A 15,560-nucleotide genomic window follows, 5' to 3' on the forward strand; every position below is an offset into this window, starting at 1 on the left:
GGCGCAAGTGTATAAAACGATGCTGGATGTGTATTAATCATGCGGATAAGGATAATAAGCAGGTGATGAGAAAAGACCAAATTCCCGGAGCAGTCGAGGGTTTGGTCTTTTTTTGATGGTTAATCGCATTATACAGAATCTTGGCATGAAACTTGCATATAAGTATAGGCGAAGGATGCAAGGAGGGGGTGAAACAAATGATAGGTGTTATTGTTGGCACTCATGGAAAATTCTCCGAAGAGATCCTAAGATCCACGGAAATGATTTTCGGCCATCTGGAAAATGTGGTGGGTGTAACGTTTGAACCAGGTGAAAGTGTTAACGGACTTGTTGAGAAGTACAAAGCGGCCTTGGAAACAATTGATTGGACGGACGGATTGATTTTTCTCGTCGATTTGTTTGGTGGCAGTCCCTATAATGCGGCCAGTAGGATTGTGGCCCGGTATGAAAAAATGGACATTGTAACAGGTGTAAACCTGCCAATGATCGTAGACCTGCTGACCAATAGAGGGCTGGAGAACGTGGAGAATCTAAGTGATCTGGCCATCCGTGCGGGTCAGGATTCAATGAAGTCTTTTCGTGTCATCCGGGACATACAAACAGAGGAGGAATTATAGGTATGGAAATATCATTTGTTCGTATTGATGACCGTCTGATTCATGGTCAGGTGGCTACGGTGTGGGTGAAGGAAACGAAGTGTAACAAAATTATCGCCGTCAGCAATGAGGTCGCTGCGGATACGCTGCGCAAAACCTTATTGTTACAGGTGGCGCCGCCAGGGATTAAAGCTTATGTTGTCACGATTGCGAAAGCGATTGAAGCTTACAACAATCCTAAATATAACGATTTCAAGACCTTGTTCCTGTTTACCAATCCCACGGATGTACTGCGGGTTGTAGAAGGTGGGGTACCGTTTACATCGGTAAATGTAGGTGGAATGTGCTTCAAAGAAGGCAAAACACAAATTACCGGAGCAGTGTCCGTAGACAAGCAGGATGTAGAGGCATTTTATAAATTGCACGAAAAGGGGATAGAACTGGAGATTAGAAAAGTGGCCAGTGATCCTAAAATTAATTTGATTAACAAGCTCCAAAATGTCCAGTTTTAACAACACGTACGCATAAGAGAGGGGGTCAAACATGAGTGTTTTTGAAATCGTAATGGTCACGCTGGTTGCAGCCATTTGCGGAATGGGCAGTGTTTTGGATGAAGGACAGACTCATCGTCCTATAATTGCGTGTACACTGATCGGTCTGGTCCTGGGAGATCTCAAAACCGGTATTATTCTAGGCGGTACGCTGGAATTGTTGGCTTTGGGCTGGATGAATGTCGGAGCGTCCATGGCTCCGGATGCGGCTTTGGCCAGTGTAGTCTCAACCATATTGGTTATTGTCGGGCACCAATCGATCGGTGCGGGAATTGCCGTTGCGATTCCGATTGCGGCTGGCGGACAAGTGTTAACTATCTTTGTTAGAACGATTACCGTGTTCTTTCAGCATCTGGCAGATAAATATGCCGAATCTTCAAATTTCAAAGGAATTGAATTATGTCACTTCATAGCCCTCCTTCTTCAGGGATTACGCGTCGCTTTGCCTGCCGTATTGGTGGCTATTGCAGCAGAAACCGGTCTGGTTACGACTTTGCTGGACGCGATCCCGGAGGTCATTACAAAAGGGCTGCAAATTGCTGGGGGATTCATCGTCGTTGTAGGGTATGCCATGGTTATTAACATGATGGCAGCCAAATATCTGATGCCTTTCTTTTTCTTGGGCTTTGTCATCGCGGCATTTACAAGCATCAATCTGGTTGGCTTTGGAATCATGGGGGCGGTTCTGGCTCTGCTGTATATCCAGCTCAATCCCAAATATAGCCAGCGCAAAGATCAAGTGGGTGAAATTGAAGAGCTCTAAAGAAATTCTTAATGAAAGAGTGGGGTACTATGGAAGAAAAAAAGTTGACCAAAAGCGATTTAAACAAAATGTTTTTCCGTTCATGGTTCCTGCTGGGCTCGTTTAACTTTGAGCGTATGCAGTCGATTGGTTTTTGTGTCACCTTGATTCCGGCAATCAAGCGGTTATACAGCAAGAAGGAAGACCAAAAAGAAGCACTAAAGCGGCATTTGGAGTTTTTTAATACTCAACCGTTTATCTCTGCACCGATTATGGGGGTAACGGCCGCTATGGAGGAGCAGAAAGCCAATGGCCAGCCGATTGATAATGCTACCATAAGTGGTGTGAAAGTTGGCTTAATGGGACCTTTGGCTGGAGTAGGAGACCCTATTTTCTGGGGAACATTACGCCCCGTTCTGGCTGCATTAGGAGCTTCCATTGCGTTGTCCGGAAGCGTTATCGGGCCTGTCCTATTTTTCTTGCTTTTTAATGTTATTCGCCTGGCCACTAAGTGGTACGGACTGAAATACGGCTACAAAAAAGGGACGGAGATTGTGTCCGACATGTCCGGAAACCGACTGCAAAAGCTTACGGAATCGGCCTCCATCCTGGGACTATTTGTTATGGGCGCCCTCGTATCCAAATGGACTACTCTGAATATACCACTCGAAGTATCCCGATATACCCGTTCGGATGGAGTAGAGGTTGTTACGACGATACAGATGATTCTGGATCAATTGATACCTGGTCTGTTACCTCTCTTGCTGACTTTTTTATGCATGAGACTGCTCAAAAAGAAAGTGAATGCTATAGCTCTGATTTTTGCTTTATTCGCAATAGGAATTATTGGATACGCTCTTGGTGTATTGGCTTAAGCCAATTTGTAAAGTGATCCGGTCAAGCAGCCGTCTCTGACCGGCAACCTGCCGCTTAACTTGTAAACGCTTTAAATTTTACGGATTAAAATTTCAATCATCTACAAGCGAATCTGCTAGCGTTCAACGATAGTCATGAAAGGCTGCTGGCTTGTTGATAGCTGATATAAGCAATGATTCTATATCATTAATCACTACAGGCTCAATGATGGTTTTAAAGCCACATTGAGCCTGTAAAAGCAGGTTCCGCTCTTTTGCTGTTAGTATGTTCGTTGCAATTTCTTGGAGGAGCTTGCCAGCTCGGGTACTAATAGCCTCTTTTCTCTATGATCTGATATTCGCCGAGACCTGTTTTCTTCAGCGGCATATGCATATAGCATATCTCTCCACAGTTAGGTCATATTGAGAGGTTTATGAAGCCATGAAGACTTAAGGAGGCCACTGCATTGGGAAAAAGGAGACGAACTGGCTTTAAGGGCAAAAGAATTAGGGTGGACGTTAGACAATCTTCTTCAGCTCAAACAGGGCAAGGCGGCAACCCCATTTCTATCAATGCTTCAGACGTTGGGGTAGTAAGAACAGATGTTAAAAACAAATAATGGACTTGGATAGAAGCTCATATTTAACGTAAAAATACCACCAGGAACAAGTTAACTATCTTGTTCCTGGTGGTTTCGCTTTTTTTGCCGTATTCGGCAGGTACTTTCATCAGCATCCGCGTCTACATAGCCTATGCCTTGCTTTGCGTCTTGTTGTCGACTTCTTTTGCAGAGTTGATTGATCGCACAGGCGTTGCCTTCAGCACAGCATATCCGTAAGGAGGAAGCTCGGCATGCAGTCCCTTCGGTCCTACGGACCACTGGCTTTCGCCAAAGGCTAATTGCCATTCCTGCTCAGGAATGTCCAATTCAAAAACGTGATCCTCATCGGAACGATTGAGCAGCACGAGCAGCACTTCTTCCCCGCTGCGGCGCTCGTAGGCAAGTGAGGCACCCTCCGGCTGTGCCTCCAGGAAAGTGATGCTTCCTTGGTCACGGAGGACCGGGTGCCCCTTACGAAGCGCAATCAGCTCGCGGTAAAAGTCGAACAGCTCGTGGTCCTGCTTATCGGCATCCCACTCCATGCACTGGCGGCAGCCTGGATCGGCATCTCCATCCAGGCCGATCTCATCGCCGTAAAAAATGCAGGGTGCGCCCATATACGTGAACTGGAACAAAGCAGCCAGCCGCATCAGTCGCTTGTCGCCCCCGCACAGCGTCAGTAGGCGCGGTGTATCATGGCTATCCAGCAGATTGAAAGCAACCTCGGATGCTTGCTGTGGATAGCGGGCCAGCTGTCGTCCGATGGCGTAGGCAAAGCTTTGGGCATCGGTCGCTTTTTTGACGAAGAAATCATTCACGGCGTAGGTGAACGGATAATTCATCGTTGCATCGAATTGGTCCCCCTGAAGCCATTCAGACGATTCATTCCACATTTCACCCAAAATGTACGCATCCGGATTGGCCTGCTTGACCGTAATGCGGAATTCCCGCCAAAAGGCGTGGTCCACCTCGTCTGCCACATCCAACCGCCAACCATCGATGCCGATTTCTTCGATCCAATGCTTTGCTACATCCAGCAGGTACCTTTTCACCTCAGGATGTTCGGTGTTCAGCTTGGGCATCATCGGTTCCAGCCCGAATGTATCGTACGTCGGTATGCCATCCATTACTTTCAGGGGAAAGCTATGTACATGGAACCAGTCCTTGTAAGGCGAGGCTTCGCCTTTTTCCTGGACGTCGACGAACGGTTTAAAAGTACGCCCTGAATGGTTGAACACCGCATCAAGCAGCACCCGAATTCCTCGATCGTGGCAGGCATCGACCAGTTTTTTCAATGTCTTTTTGTCCCCGAAATGTGGGTCCACCTCCATATAATCCTCTGTATCATATTTATGATTGGTCGTCGCCTTGAACACAGGAGTCATATATATGGCGTTAATCCCCAGCTCGTTTAAGTGGTCCAGGTGATCCAGAATCCCCTGTAGATCGCCACCGAAAAAATTGTCTCTTTGTGGGGTTCCACCCCATGTCTCTGCACCTTCTGGGCTGATGGAGGGGTCACCGTTCGCAAAGCGTTCGGGGAAAATCTGATAAAATACCGCATCCTTCACCCATGCAGGTGGCTTCAGAATATCAATCGGGTTCAAAAACGGATATTGGAACAGTTTATCTGCATTTTCGGGTTCTTGGGTAGTAAAGTCGTCCTCGTTCATCCAAATACGTTCCTCACCGTCTTCTAGCAAAAATCCATATTTCAGCCGACGGTGAGTAGGTTTTATACTGCACTCATAGTAATCAAACCTGCCATCAGTAGCGAATTTGGACATCGGGACAAGCTGTCGGGTGCGGTCCCAATCGTATTTATCTCCGGTGAGAGCATGAACGGTGTTCAGGTCATTTTTCTTCGCACGTAGCCGTAGAAATATCGTTTCATCATTATAACCAAAAGCCCAATTGCGTTTCGGGTGATGGTATATAGCTTCCAGCAGCATCGGGTAGGCCTCCTTTTTTTATAAGCATTCAAATTTGAAAATGTGAAGCGTATGTCGTATAAGATAGTTATTAACCTTTTTAAGTGGGTTATGTACCATAAATGCTATAATGCCCATTACATAAAAGAAAAACGATAAGTAGGTGCCCATGATGAAAACAAATGTGTTATATATCGAAGATGACCAGGATATCGGTGCTTGGACGCATCAGTATTTGGAAGAGCGGAATTACGCTGTAGTATGGCTTCGCAGCGGGGATGGGGCTGTGGAGGCAGCCCGTACGTGCCAACTCGTGATTTTGGATGTGATGTTACCTGGTCTGGATGGATTCACCATAGGGAAACGGCTCAAGAAAGAGTACCCGGAGCTTCCCATTCTCATGTTGTCTGCTCGTACCTCCATTGACGATAAACTGCAAGGACTGGATTTCGCCGACGATTATGTAACCAAGCCCTTTCACCCGGACGAGCTCATAGCACGTATGGAGATTTTGCTGCGCCGATCAGGAACCGTGCCTGAAGAATCCTTACAACTGGGGCATCTCTCTGTGTTCTCTCCTGATAACCGTATTGTGAACCGTGATACCGGGGAGGAAATTACACTGACAGGCAAGCAATATCACATTTTTGCTTATTTACTGCGGCATTTGGGCCAGATTATGACGAAAGAGCAAATGTATGAAGCGGTATGGGGAGATCCATATATCGACGGAGACAAAACTTTAATGGTTCACATCCGACACCTGCGCGAAAAGCTGGAGATTGATCCTGCGACACCTCGCATCATTGAGACGATCCGTGGTGTAGGATATCGAGTGAAAGCATAATGAACAGGACGCGCAAGGGTTGGAGGAGGCTGCATCCCAGCTCTAGGCCGGATCAGGGAGGTCGGTTTCGCAGTTCACTGTTGTTCCGTTATCTGGTCATCATTGTGGTTGCTATGATGCTGTTGCCCATTGTGTTGCCTGCTACAGCCTTGATATATAGCGTGTTATTCAATTGGGGGGCGGGGTCCAAGCCTAAAAACGCTTACTATCCCTCTGCTACCCATACCGAAAATAGCTGGCATCGCGAAGCTGTAGCCTTGAAGGGAGCCACACCAGAGCAAATCTCAGTCCATCTGCGCAAAATACAACAAGATATGTTCCCTAAATCCCAAATATTTTGGGTGGATACCGCAGGGTTAACTAGGTTGGAGTTACCGACCCAACCTAACCTGCCAAAACAATGGAACGCTGCGCAGGCTATAGCTTTTATGAAGCAAGCAAGCTATGAGGGGCCGTTTACGGTAGTAGCCTTTATTGGCGGGGGCAAGAATGATGTAAATCAGGGCTATATGGTATTAAAAGTGCCTCGTTCGTTCTTTGAACAGCCACCTACTGATAGTAGTATGTTGATGTACTATTTCTTTTTTATTGTATTGATTTTGGGTGCTTTCATATCCGTATCTCTTCTGTTTTTTGGAGACATTCGGCGTAGACTGTTGCAGCTTCAGGCCGCCATGTCGCAGCGAGGAGAGGACGGCTTGCCTATTCTTGTTGCCACTGGACGCCCGGATGAAATCGGCAAGCTGGAAGAAGCATTTAATCAGATGGTCGAGCAGTTGGCAGAGAGTCGGGGACGTGAGCGTCAGGAGGAAGAGCTACGGAAGAGACTGGTCGCGGATCTGTCACACGATATTCGGACGCCGCTTACGGTCGTGCGTAGCCATCTGTATACACTAGATGGTGAAAATCTCAGCAGCAGAGGGAAACAGTCGATTACACTAATGGAAAACAAGCTAAAGGACCTTGGGAGTCTGATCGACAACTTGCTGACCTATAATCTCCTATCCAGTGGCAAATACACCATGAATAACACACCGCGTGATATCCTGCGGCTAGTGCGGGAGTGTGTAGCCAGCTGGTATCCGGTGTGGGAGAAGGAGGGCTTTGAAGTGGATATCGACCTGCCTGAGCATAGTATGGTGTGGAATGTCGATGAGCAAGGCTTCCGTCGTCTGCTGGACAATCTCTTTCAAAATGTAGTTCGCCATGCTGCCTCAGGCCGATATATTGGTGTTCAAGTCCAGAAGGATAATGGGTCAGAGGCATTGGTTATCACAGATAAAGGGCCTGGTATGGAGCAACACTCCAGTGAAAAAGGAGCCGGGATTGGGTTGGCGATTACAGAACTGCTGGCTCGCGAAATGAATTTGGAGAGGGAGATTTTCAGTTCATCAGCCGGGACCCGAATCCGTTTTTTAAACAAAACTTAAACTCAGAGTTCCCTTGGCTTTAAACTTGGCACGTTACGATAGGTGTCGAGGTGAGGAACTTGAACGAATACATTATTGAAACGAACAGTCTCAGCAAAATATACAAAGGCCGCGCGGCGGTTAATCAACTGGACCTGAAAATAGCTCGGGGAGATATTTACGGATTTCTGGGTCCAAATGGAGCAGGGAAAACGACAACGATCCGCATGCTGCTTGGACTTATTCGCCCAACTCGAGGAACGATCCGTATATTCGGCAAAGATATTCGCAGACATAAGCTTGATATTTTGCGTAAAGTCGGCTCGTTGGTGGAGTATCCTTCGTATTATGGTCATTTGAACGCCATTGAAAATCTGGAGGCCATTCGCCGTATTTTGAATGTACCCAAGCAAAACATTGCGGAAGTGTTAGAGGTCGTCCGACTGACCAAGCATGCCAAACGTCCAGTCAAAGGCTACTCGCTGGGTATGAAGCAGAGACTTGGTATTGCAGCAGCCCTGCTTGGGAATCCAGAAGTGCTCATTTTGGATGAGCCTACGAATGGTTTGGACCCGGAGGGTATTCAGGAAATGCGCACATTGATTCAGGCGATGCCCAAGCAACGGGGGATCACCGTACTGGTATCCAGCCATCTGTTGAGCGAGGTAGAGCATATGGCGAATACCGTAGGTATTATTCGTGAAGGAGAGCTGGTCTTCCAAAACACGATTCATAATCTCCGTCAGGAATCCGCGGGCGGAATTCGGATCGTCGTGTCGGAACCGGAAGCAGCCCAATTGATTGCGCGTGAGCAGGGCTACCATTCGGTGAAGGACGGATCGGCGCTGGAGTTCGAGAACATGAATGATGCGGCTGTTGCGCTGCTGGTCAGAAGATTGGTCGAAAATACGCATGCCGTATACCGTGTGGAGGAACGCCGCAAATCGCTGGAGGATATGTTCATGCAGGTGGTGGGCAAAGGAGGGGGCTCCCTATGATGCTGCGAGCGCTGACAGCGGATCTGCTCAAAGCACGCAGAAAGGGAATCTGGTTCTTGGTGTTCCTCGGTCCCCTTGGGCTGGTGGCCATGCAGGCGCTCAACTTCGGACTTCGATATGACTATCTGATTCCGCGTAACAAGGGTCATCTGTGGGAAGTTTTGATGGATAACATCGCTCTTTTTGTACCCCTTGCGCTGGTGCTAGGAGCTACTATGGTGGCTTCCATGTTGGCGAATGTGGAGCATACATCTAACTCATGGAAGCAGTTGCTGGCCTTGCCGATTTCCAAATTCAGCGTCTATATGGCCAAGCTGACGTTGGCGATTGGGATGCTGTGTGTGTCCTGTCTACTCCTGACGGTAGGGACTTGGGTGTTGGGAATGATCCTTGGCTTCGGGGGAGAACCTGCACCCGTAGGAGAACTGCTACGACTCGGGTTTTGGCCCTTGGGCGGCACGCTGCCTATGCTTGTACTATTGTTGTGGTTAACGGTCACGTTCCATAATCAGGCGCTGCCTGTAACACTGGGCATTACGTTAGGCATCGGCAGCTTGTTTGCTTCACAGCTGTCCGAATGGTTTCCATTGGCCTGGCCTCAATTCGCCTGGGTTGCACCTCAAGCGTGGATGTTTGCGTCCGTCGGGTGCGGAACGGGTATAATTCTCAGCCTGCTGACCGCAGCTCATTTTAGCCGAAAGGATGTGGCGTAATGTTCGGAGGATACGTACGGTTACTTTCTGTCGAACGCCTGAAAATGGCGAAATCGCCCGTCTGGCTGCTTGCGCTCGTCAGCCCGGCGATTGCCGTCCTAGTTGGTTTACTGGCGAATCCGGGAGGAAACTGGCTGTTGCTGTTGGCTGCCATGCTTACAATACATGCCATGCTGTTCCTGCCGATGCTGACGGCCGTGTTTGGGTCTCTAGTCTGCCGTTTCGAGCATGGGGGCGGCGGCTGGAAGCAGCTGATGTCATTGCCATTGTCCCGCACCAGTCTGTACGCAGCTAAGCTGACTATCATTATGGCCTTGGTCGGATTGACCCAACTACTGTTCGGAGGAGCGTTGCTGAGTGTTGGAGCTGTGCAGGGGATGAACGGACCGATTCCTTGGGCTGTGATCGCTCAAAGTCTGCTCGCAGGCTGGGTAGCCTGCCTGCCGCTGGCTGCGTTGCAGTTGATGGTATCCTTCTTGTGGTCCAGCTTTGCCGCACCGCTTGCGTTGAATTTTGTGTTCACCGTGCCGAATATTCTGGTCGCCAATTCTCAAACCTACGGTCCGTACTATCCATGGACACAGCCTTTATTGGCGATGATGCCGAGTGGAAGAGATAACTTTGGGGCGTTCATGGTGCCAACTGATACACTATTGACGGTTATAATGGGCAGCTTTGTCGTATTTACGTTGGCGGGACTGACGGTATTTCGTTATAAAGAGATATAGGGCGAAATACGGGGATTGCAAAAACTCCTTATCCTCAATGAGGGTAAGGAGTTTTTTTCTATGCTATTGGTTTACACTAAGTCTGAAATGGCACGGATATTATTGCTGATAAAGTGGCAAGAGGCGTCGAACTTCGCTTGTTCCTCTGGACTTAGTTCCAACTCGATGACCTCTTGAATTCCTCCGCTGCCGATAATCGCTGGAACGCCCGTGCAGACATCGGTGTGCCCGTACTCGCCGTCCAATACAGCAGAGACCGCTATAATTTTACCATCATCATTTAAAATGGAACGGGTAATGTATGCCAGAGCATTGGCAATACCAAAATAAGTGGCGCCTTTGCGGGTGAAGATTTCCCAGCCTGCATCCCTGGTTTTACGGGCAATGTCGTCCAGATCGACGTGGCTGAATCGTTCCTTGTGCTGCCGTAAAATGTGTAAAAGCGGCTTACCGCCAATCGTTACGTGTGACCAGGCAACGAATTGGGATTCGCCATGCTCGCCAAGAGCATATCCTTGTACGCTGCGTGGATCTATGGAAAATACCTCAGAAAGCAACGTCTTGAGCCGGGACGAGTCGATTGAGGTGCCCGTGCCGATCACCTTGTTGCGCGGCAGACCGGATATACTTTGTACCATATACGTTACAATGTCGACAGGATTAGCGGCAATGACGAATATACCGTCGAAGCCACCCTCCATAATCGCTGTTACAATCTCTCTGGTGATAAGTACTGCGTCGTCCAGTACAGACAGGCGGTCTTGACCTGGTCTAGGGTTGGCTCCAGCCGTTATAATCACCACGTCCATATCCGTGCAGTCTGCATACGTGCCTGCACGTACCTTAGTACGTGTGGACGTAAACTCCATACAATGGGACAGATCCAGTGCATGGGCCAAAGCCCGATCATACGTGCGGTCAATCATCATGATCTCATCACAAATGGACTGATTAACCATTGAGTAGGCACAGCTCGAACCGACCATTCCCGCGCCGACAATAGCTACTTTCCTTGCCTTCCCCTTCATCTATGTTGCCTCCTCGTTCCAGCGAACGTTAATATGCTACAAATTATGCCTGAAATCCATTTTACGTTACATAACATAACATATTGCTGATCTTTTGAAAATATCCATTTTTTTGTCTCCATTCCGGAAAATTAAAAATGAACTGTGAAAGAGGTGTCTTTCTGCGATTAATTGTAGAATGAGCGTAAATTATCAATACTTTTACTGGAAGGTAGGAGAGTGAATTTCAATTTATATTTAAGGTGACCGCTGTATAAATTTTAACATGAACTATGTTGATGGAAGGAATAGTGCCATAGGAATTATAAAAGTGTGACATTTATGTGACGCTCTTTAAAGAGTCTTTAGTGTACATAGAACGAAGTATTCTCTGCAATGTCGTTTCTTGTATTTCTACAAAGATTCCGTTATGACAAAGGTTCTTAGCAGTCTGCAATATTAGAACATTTTTGCCAAAGGGTTTCCAATGGATTTCGCGAATTCTACATATACAAGCTTATTTCTTTCCATACCATCCGGGGAGGTAATGATTAATGGAAGAAAGCAAATCGACGACGGAAGCAGCAAAACAGTTGGGAATCGGGGCGAGTACCCTTCGTAAATATGCAGCGGCGCTGGAGGAGCAAGGGTATGTGTTTCAGCGTTCCGCGAATCAATCAAGAATGTTCAGTGCTGAGGATGTTGAGTGCTTGAAGGTGATGCGGAGGGCCTTGCGTGAGCAGCATATGACGATGGAGCAGGCGGTTCAGGTGGTGCTTGAGAGAGTGACCGCTCCCTTTCCAATGGAGGATGAGGAATTCCGCTTGCCACCCATCTCGGATGCTGAGTCACTGACCGCAACCTGGGAAGAAATAATGGCGGCGGCTGAAGGCAGGGAAGAGACGGTCATGCAGGCTCAAGTCGCTGCTACGGTTGAACTGACAGAGTTACAGGATGAAATGAATGCTCAGACACTGTCAGAAGAACCCATGCAGCTACAGTTGCAGGAAGAGTCCCAGACTTTGGCATCAACTATTGAGTATAGATTGAAGCAAGCGCCTGTATCTGTACAAACACAGGAGTCCGTAGAGCCACAAGAACTGGCGCAGATGCAGGACATGGTGCAAAACGCTTTGTTGGAAATGCGGAGTCGTTTGGAGGAACTGGAAGCAGAGCACAGCCGTTTGGTGGAAAAGAATATCAACTTGTCTAACCAACTGGAGGATCAAAAACGCTGGATGAAAGAAAAGATCGACGAGGAACGGGATCGGCAGTTAATTACGAATTTGCGTACCTACCAGGGCAGACAACGAAAATCGCGCAGTTCGTTGTTGTCCTGGCTTGGTCTGACACCACGCAGACGCAGAGAGGCATAACTAGCATCTTTTCTGATAAAGACCATCAGACCTTCCCGGTTCTGATGGTCTTTTATCGTGGATGGTATAATAACGGAATACAAGAATACGAGAATACGAGAACAAGCCGCCTAAGAATGCTGCTGCGGCATGTAGAGGAAAGGATATAAGTATGTTTGCTTGGTTGCGGAACGCGTATGAATCATGGATCGATTACCCGAAACAGCCTGGCGATTTACTGAGTGGACGTTATGATGTTCAATCGCTTTTAGGCATGGGGAGCTATGGTCTGACCTATCTCTGTCTGGATCGGCACAGCGGACAAGAGGTGGCGGTGAAATTACCCAGACCGAGCAAACGGGCGAAGGCAGTTCAGCTATTGCAGCGCGAGGCTCATATTATGCGGCAGATGGAACACCCCTATATTCCGAAGCTGCTCGAAAGTGTAGAACATTCGAACGGAATAGTTGTGGTCATGGAATACATCTCCGGCATGACGCTGGAGGAGCTTATATTTGAACAGGAGCGTTCCTTTACAGAACAGGAATGTGTTGCCTACATTTTGGAGTTAATGGAGCGAGTTCTGTATGTGCATGAACGGGGCTATATCCATCGGGATATCCGCATTCCCAATGTGATTCACCGTGAGGGGAAGCCTTACCTGATCGACTTTGGTCTTGCTCTGGCGGTGGGAGAGCGACAGGAGGATGTATTTACCGAGTCCATGCTGGAAAAGCGAGCACCCGAGCGACAAGATGTCGCCGTCTACAGCGATTTGTACGATGTCGGACATTTCATGCTTTTTATGTTGTATAGCAGTTACGAGCCTCAGCCGGATCAACCATCGGCAAGCTGGCAGGAAGAATTGAAGCTGAGTTCACCTGTGCGTCATATGCTGGAGCGTCTTTTTCAGATCCGGCCACGTTATGAGAATAGCCGACAGTTTATGCAAGAGCTGGAGGAAGCATTGTTGCTGCTTGAAGTTAACCCATAACGTTAGTCCCTAAAACTAAACAGGCATTCGCCGCAAAAATGGGGGAATGCCCCCCTTACGCATTTGACCAGGTCTACATACAATGATCCTGTAAATGAGCGAAGGGAGTGTTGTAAATGAGTCATATGTGCGGAGTAGGCGGTATGGGTTGCGGCGTAGGAGCATGGACCTCTGTAGGAGCGATTCTGGTTCTGTTTATTTTGTTGGTGATCATCTCTAAAACCCTGTTTCTGTAATTTCGGTCTTGGCCAATTTCCTGTAAAATGCACCGATGTTGCCCTGCATAACGAAGGGCGCACAACAATAAAGCGAAGGCCCTTGAGATGAGAAGGGTCTTCGCTTTAGTTACGCTCTATTCCGTCGCTACTACTTGTTGTTTGGCTAAGAACTGGAGTAATGACGGCGTTTATCTTTGTAATATCGGTGTCCATTGTGGCTATTCTTGTAACCGTCTGAAGAAGAATGGCGTTTACGTTCACGTTCGTAATAACGGTCTGAGCTGCTGTATCGCCGCTTATGAGAATGAGAGGTGGAATGTAGCAGGCGGTGCAGTAATTGTTTGAGCATCGTCTAATCCTCCTTCTTACCCTGCCCAACTGACATAGACAGGTTTTTATAAAACGGTAATACGCAGCAGCGTTAGAACAGGTTCCACTAATTTAAAGATTGTAGGGACTTGGCTTGAAATTCCGCAATATCCTTGAATTCTTCTTCGAATTTACGTGAAATGCGAATATAAATCGGCAGTAAATCGCGGTAAATATCCACGTGTTCTGCTACCGGTTTGTGCTGGTGAGTGGTACCAATCATACCGGACACAGCATCCAGCGAATCAATCCGTCCCAGTGCGTACAAGCCTAGAATAGCTGCACCCAGACATGAGCTTTCCAGACTTTCGGGGATAATGACTTCCTGATCAAAAATATCTGCCATGAGCTGTCTCCATAGCTCCGAGCGTGCAAATCCACCCGTGGCGTGAATGACTGACGGTCTGTCGATGACTTCTTCCATGGCGAGCATGACGGTATACAAATTGAACAGCACACCCTCCAGAGCGGCGCGAATCATATGCTCTTTTTTGTGACGCAGGGACAGACCGAAGAAGGAGCCGCGAGCATTCGGGTCCCATAGGGGCGCACGTTCACCGGATAAGTACGGAAGAAAGAGCAGACCGTCGGAGCCAGGACGTACCTGTTCCGCAATTTGGGTCAGCACATGATATGGATCAAGTCCCAGTCGTTTGGCCGTTTCCACTTCGGAGGCTGCAAATTCATCCCGGATCCAGCGGAAGACTATACCTCCGTTGTTCACCGGGCCGCCGATGACCCACAGCTTTTCGGTCAAGGCGTAACAGAAAAAGCGCCCTTTGGCATCCGTGAGCGGCTTATCAACTACGGTGCGGATGGCTCCGCTGGTGCCGATGGTAACAGCGACAACTCCAGGCTTGATCGCATTCACACCGAGGTTGGACAAGACACCGTCGCTGGCCCCGATCACAAAAGGAGTCGTCTTCAGTAGGCCCATGTCATGTGCATAGGTCTCATCCAGCCCTATGAGCATATGAGTTGTCGGCACCAGCTCGGATAGCTGCTCCTTCGTCACACCTGCAATATGCAGCGCTTCCTCGTCCCAGTCCAACTGCTGCAAATTCATAAGTCCGGTTGCAGAGGCAATCGAGTGGTCCACGACATATTGGTGGAATAACCGGGCAAAAACGTACTCCTTAATGGAAATGAATTTGTACGTCTGGGTCGCTACATCTGGTAAATCCCGTGTAATCCACATTAGTTTTGTGAGCGGTGACATAGGATGAATAGGCGTTCCGGTACGTAAGTAAATATCGTGTCCGTTGTATTCATGTTTGAGCGCTTCGGCCCATTTGGCGCTACGGTTATCTGCCCAAGTGATAGAGGCGGTCAGCGGTTTGCCGTTCTTATCCACTGCCAGTACGCTGTGCATGGCCGAACTGAAGGAGACGAACAGTACATGCTCAGCTGACACTCCGCTTTGTTTCATGACCTCTTGCACCGTCGTCACAACAGCTTTGAAAATATCTTCTGGATCTTGTTCTGCCGCATCCGGCTCAGGTGTATGGAGCGGATAGCCCACATGGTGCTGGGCGGCAATATTGCCGTTTTCTTCGAAAAGAACTGCTTTGGTACTGGTCGTACCGATATCGACGCCGATCATATATCGGGTGTCTGTCATATTCAATCTCCCCTTCACTTACCGT

General features: G+C 48.2%; 17 protein-coding genes. 13 read left to right on the plus strand and 4 right to left on the minus strand.

From position 1 onward, the window contains the following. Positions 1 to 197: 197 nt before the first annotated feature. The 5 genes from MKY35_RS02200 to MKY35_RS02220 all read left to right on the plus strand — a co-directional run bounded on the left by MKY35_RS02200 (position 198) and on the right by MKY35_RS02220 (position 3,363). Positions 198 to 617 (plus strand): PTS sugar transporter subunit IIA, encoded by a 420-nt coding sequence (locus tag MKY35_RS02200; protein WP_013369099.1) that lies wholly within the window; start codon positions 198 to 200, stop codon positions 615 to 617. Between the two features lie 2 nt (positions 618 to 619). Next, the gene (locus MKY35_RS02205) at positions 620 to 1,108 is read left to right on the plus strand and encodes a mannose/fructose/sorbose PTS transporter subunit IIB (RefSeq protein WP_013369100.1); all 489 of its coding nucleotides are present in this window, start codon (positions 620 to 622) and stop codon (positions 1,106 to 1,108) included. Positions 1,109 to 1,139: 31 nt separating this feature from the next. Continuing rightward, on the plus strand, positions 1,140 to 1,910 hold the full coding sequence (locus MKY35_RS02210) for a PTS mannose/fructose/sorbose transporter subunit IIC (RefSeq protein ID WP_322251923.1): 771 nt from the start codon (positions 1,140 to 1,142) through the stop codon (positions 1,908 to 1,910). 11 nt (positions 1,911 to 1,921) lie between these two features. Continuing rightward, entirely contained in the window at positions 1,922 to 2,764 is an 843-nt protein-coding gene (gene manZ / locus MKY35_RS02215) for a PTS mannose transporter subunit IID (protein WP_275041127.1), read from the plus strand. Positions 2,765 to 3,210: 446 nt separating this feature from the next. Then, positions 3,211 to 3,363 carry a hypothetical protein gene (locus MKY35_RS02220; RefSeq protein WP_176715694.1) on the plus strand — a complete coding sequence of 51 codons (153 nt, stop codon included), beginning with the start codon at positions 3,211 to 3,213 and terminating at the stop codon, positions 3,361 to 3,363. A 131-nt stretch (positions 3,364 to 3,494) separates the two neighbouring features. Here the strand turns inward: MKY35_RS02220 and MKY35_RS02225 are convergent, their stop codons facing one another. Continuing rightward, positions 3,495 to 5,297 carry an alpha-glycosidase gene (locus tag MKY35_RS02225; protein ID WP_342445459.1) on the minus strand — a complete coding sequence of 601 codons (1,803 nt, stop codon included), beginning with the start codon at positions 5,295 to 5,297 and terminating at the stop codon, positions 3,495 to 3,497. A gap of 151 nt (positions 5,298 to 5,448) precedes the next feature. Between MKY35_RS02225 and MKY35_RS02230 the strand changes: the two genes are divergently transcribed. Genes MKY35_RS02230 through MKY35_RS02250 form a run of 5 tightly spaced genes read left to right on the plus strand, consistent with a single transcriptional unit; the run spans position 5,449 to position 9,971 of the window. After that, on the plus strand, positions 5,449 to 6,123 hold the full coding sequence (locus MKY35_RS02230) for a response regulator transcription factor (RefSeq protein WP_029514713.1): 675 nt from the start codon (positions 5,449 to 5,451) through the stop codon (positions 6,121 to 6,123). Next, entirely contained in the window at positions 6,123 to 7,553 is a 1,431-nt protein-coding gene (locus tag MKY35_RS02235; protein ID WP_342445460.1) for a HAMP domain-containing sensor histidine kinase, read from the plus strand. The genes MKY35_RS02230 and MKY35_RS02235 overlap by 1 nt, the downstream gene beginning before the upstream one ends. Positions 7,554 to 7,612: 59 nt before the next feature. Next, complete coding sequence (locus MKY35_RS02240; protein ID WP_342445461.1) at positions 7,613 to 8,530, plus strand: ATP-binding cassette domain-containing protein; 918 nt, start codon at positions 7,613 to 7,615, stop codon at positions 8,528 to 8,530. Further along, positions 8,527 to 9,243, plus strand: a complete 717-nt coding sequence (locus MKY35_RS02245) for an ABC transporter permease (RefSeq protein ID WP_342445462.1) — start codon at positions 8,527 to 8,529, stop codon at positions 9,241 to 9,243. Before MKY35_RS02240 ends, MKY35_RS02245 begins: the two co-directional genes overlap by 4 nt. Further along, complete coding sequence (locus MKY35_RS02250; protein ID WP_342445463.1) at positions 9,243 to 9,971, plus strand: ABC transporter permease; 729 nt, start codon at positions 9,243 to 9,245, stop codon at positions 9,969 to 9,971. Before MKY35_RS02245 ends, MKY35_RS02250 begins: the two co-directional genes overlap by 1 nt. Positions 9,972 to 10,042: 71 nt before the next feature. On the opposite strand, the gene MKY35_RS02255 is transcribed toward MKY35_RS02250, so the two are convergent. Continuing rightward, positions 10,043 to 10,999, minus strand: a complete 957-nt coding sequence (locus MKY35_RS02255; RefSeq protein WP_029514718.1) for an L-lactate dehydrogenase — start codon at positions 10,997 to 10,999, stop codon at positions 10,043 to 10,045. 533 nt (positions 11,000 to 11,532) lie between these two features. On the opposite strand from MKY35_RS02255, the gene MKY35_RS02260 reads away from it, so the two are divergent. The 3 genes from MKY35_RS02260 (at position 11,533) to MKY35_RS02270 (ending at position 13,563) form a co-directional block, all read left to right on the plus strand. Then, entirely contained in the window at positions 11,533 to 12,354 is an 822-nt protein-coding gene (locus MKY35_RS02260; protein ID WP_342445464.1) for a MerR family transcriptional regulator, read from the plus strand. Positions 12,355 to 12,505: 151 nt separating this feature from the next. Then, positions 12,506 to 13,327: a protein kinase gene (locus MKY35_RS02265; RefSeq protein WP_342445465.1), complete on the plus strand. Its 822-nt coding sequence runs from the start codon at positions 12,506 to 12,508 to the stop codon at positions 13,325 to 13,327. Positions 13,328 to 13,443: 116 nt separating this feature from the next. After that, complete coding sequence (locus MKY35_RS02270; RefSeq protein ID WP_013369112.1) at positions 13,444 to 13,563, plus strand: hypothetical protein; 120 nt, start codon at positions 13,444 to 13,446, stop codon at positions 13,561 to 13,563. 145 nt (positions 13,564 to 13,708) lie between these two features. Here the strand turns inward: MKY35_RS02270 and MKY35_RS02275 are convergent, their stop codons facing one another. Continuing rightward, positions 13,709 to 13,894, minus strand: a complete 186-nt coding sequence (locus MKY35_RS02275; RefSeq protein ID WP_061831157.1) for a hypothetical protein — start codon at positions 13,892 to 13,894, stop codon at positions 13,709 to 13,711. Positions 13,895 to 13,981: 87 nt separating this feature from the next. Next, positions 13,982 to 15,535, minus strand: a complete 1,554-nt coding sequence (gene gntK / locus MKY35_RS02280) for a gluconokinase (RefSeq protein WP_342445466.1) — start codon at positions 15,533 to 15,535, stop codon at positions 13,982 to 13,984. Positions 15,536 to 15,560 lie beyond the last annotated feature (25 nt).

Origin of the sequence: Paenibacillus sp. FSL L8-0638, from assembly GCF_038593075.1 — a bacterium.
Classification (GTDB): Bacteria; Bacillota; Bacilli; order Paenibacillales; family Paenibacillaceae; genus Paenibacillus; species Paenibacillus polymyxa_D.

Excerpts from the sequence above, each read along its gene's own strand:
- MKY35_RS02200 (WP_013369099.1), top strand. The coding sequence starts at position 198 with ATGATAGGTGTTATTGTTGGCACTCATGGAAAATTCTCCGAAGAGATC.
- MKY35_RS02205 (WP_013369100.1), top strand. The coding sequence starts at position 620 with ATGGAAATATCATTTGTTCGTATTGATGACCGTCTGATTCATGGTCAG.
- MKY35_RS02210 (WP_322251923.1), top strand. The coding sequence starts at position 1,140 with ATGAGTGTTTTTGAAATCGTAATGGTCACGCTGGTTGCAGCCATTTGC.
- manZ (WP_275041127.1), top strand. The coding sequence starts at position 1,922 with ATGAAAGAGTGGGGTACTATGGAAGAAAAAAAGTTGACCAAAAGCGAT.
- MKY35_RS02225 (WP_342445459.1), bottom strand. The coding sequence starts at position 5,297 with ATGCTGCTGGAAGCTATATACCATCACCCGAAACGCAATTGGGCTTTT.
- MKY35_RS02230 (WP_029514713.1), top strand. The coding sequence starts at position 5,449 with ATGAAAACAAATGTGTTATATATCGAAGATGACCAGGATATCGGTGCT.
- MKY35_RS02235 (WP_342445460.1), top strand. The coding sequence starts at position 6,123 with ATGAACAGGACGCGCAAGGGTTGGAGGAGGCTGCATCCCAGCTCTAGG.
- MKY35_RS02245 (WP_342445462.1), top strand. The coding sequence starts at position 8,527 with ATGATGCTGCGAGCGCTGACAGCGGATCTGCTCAAAGCACGCAGAAAG.
- MKY35_RS02250 (WP_342445463.1), top strand. The coding sequence starts at position 9,243 with ATGTTCGGAGGATACGTACGGTTACTTTCTGTCGAACGCCTGAAAATG.
- MKY35_RS02255 (WP_029514718.1), bottom strand. The coding sequence starts at position 10,999 with ATGAAGGGGAAGGCAAGGAAAGTAGCTATTGTCGGCGCGGGAATGGTC.
- MKY35_RS02260 (WP_342445464.1), top strand. The coding sequence starts at position 11,533 with ATGGAAGAAAGCAAATCGACGACGGAAGCAGCAAAACAGTTGGGAATC.
- MKY35_RS02265 (WP_342445465.1), top strand. The coding sequence starts at position 12,506 with ATGTTTGCTTGGTTGCGGAACGCGTATGAATCATGGATCGATTACCCG.
- MKY35_RS02270 (WP_013369112.1), top strand. The coding sequence starts at position 13,444 with ATGAGTCATATGTGCGGAGTAGGCGGTATGGGTTGCGGCGTAGGAGCA.
- MKY35_RS02275 (WP_061831157.1), bottom strand. The coding sequence starts at position 13,894 with ATGCTCAAACAATTACTGCACCGCCTGCTACATTCCACCTCTCATTCT.
- gntK (WP_342445466.1), bottom strand. The coding sequence starts at position 15,535 with ATGACAGACACCCGATATATGATCGGCGTCGATATCGGTACGACCAGT.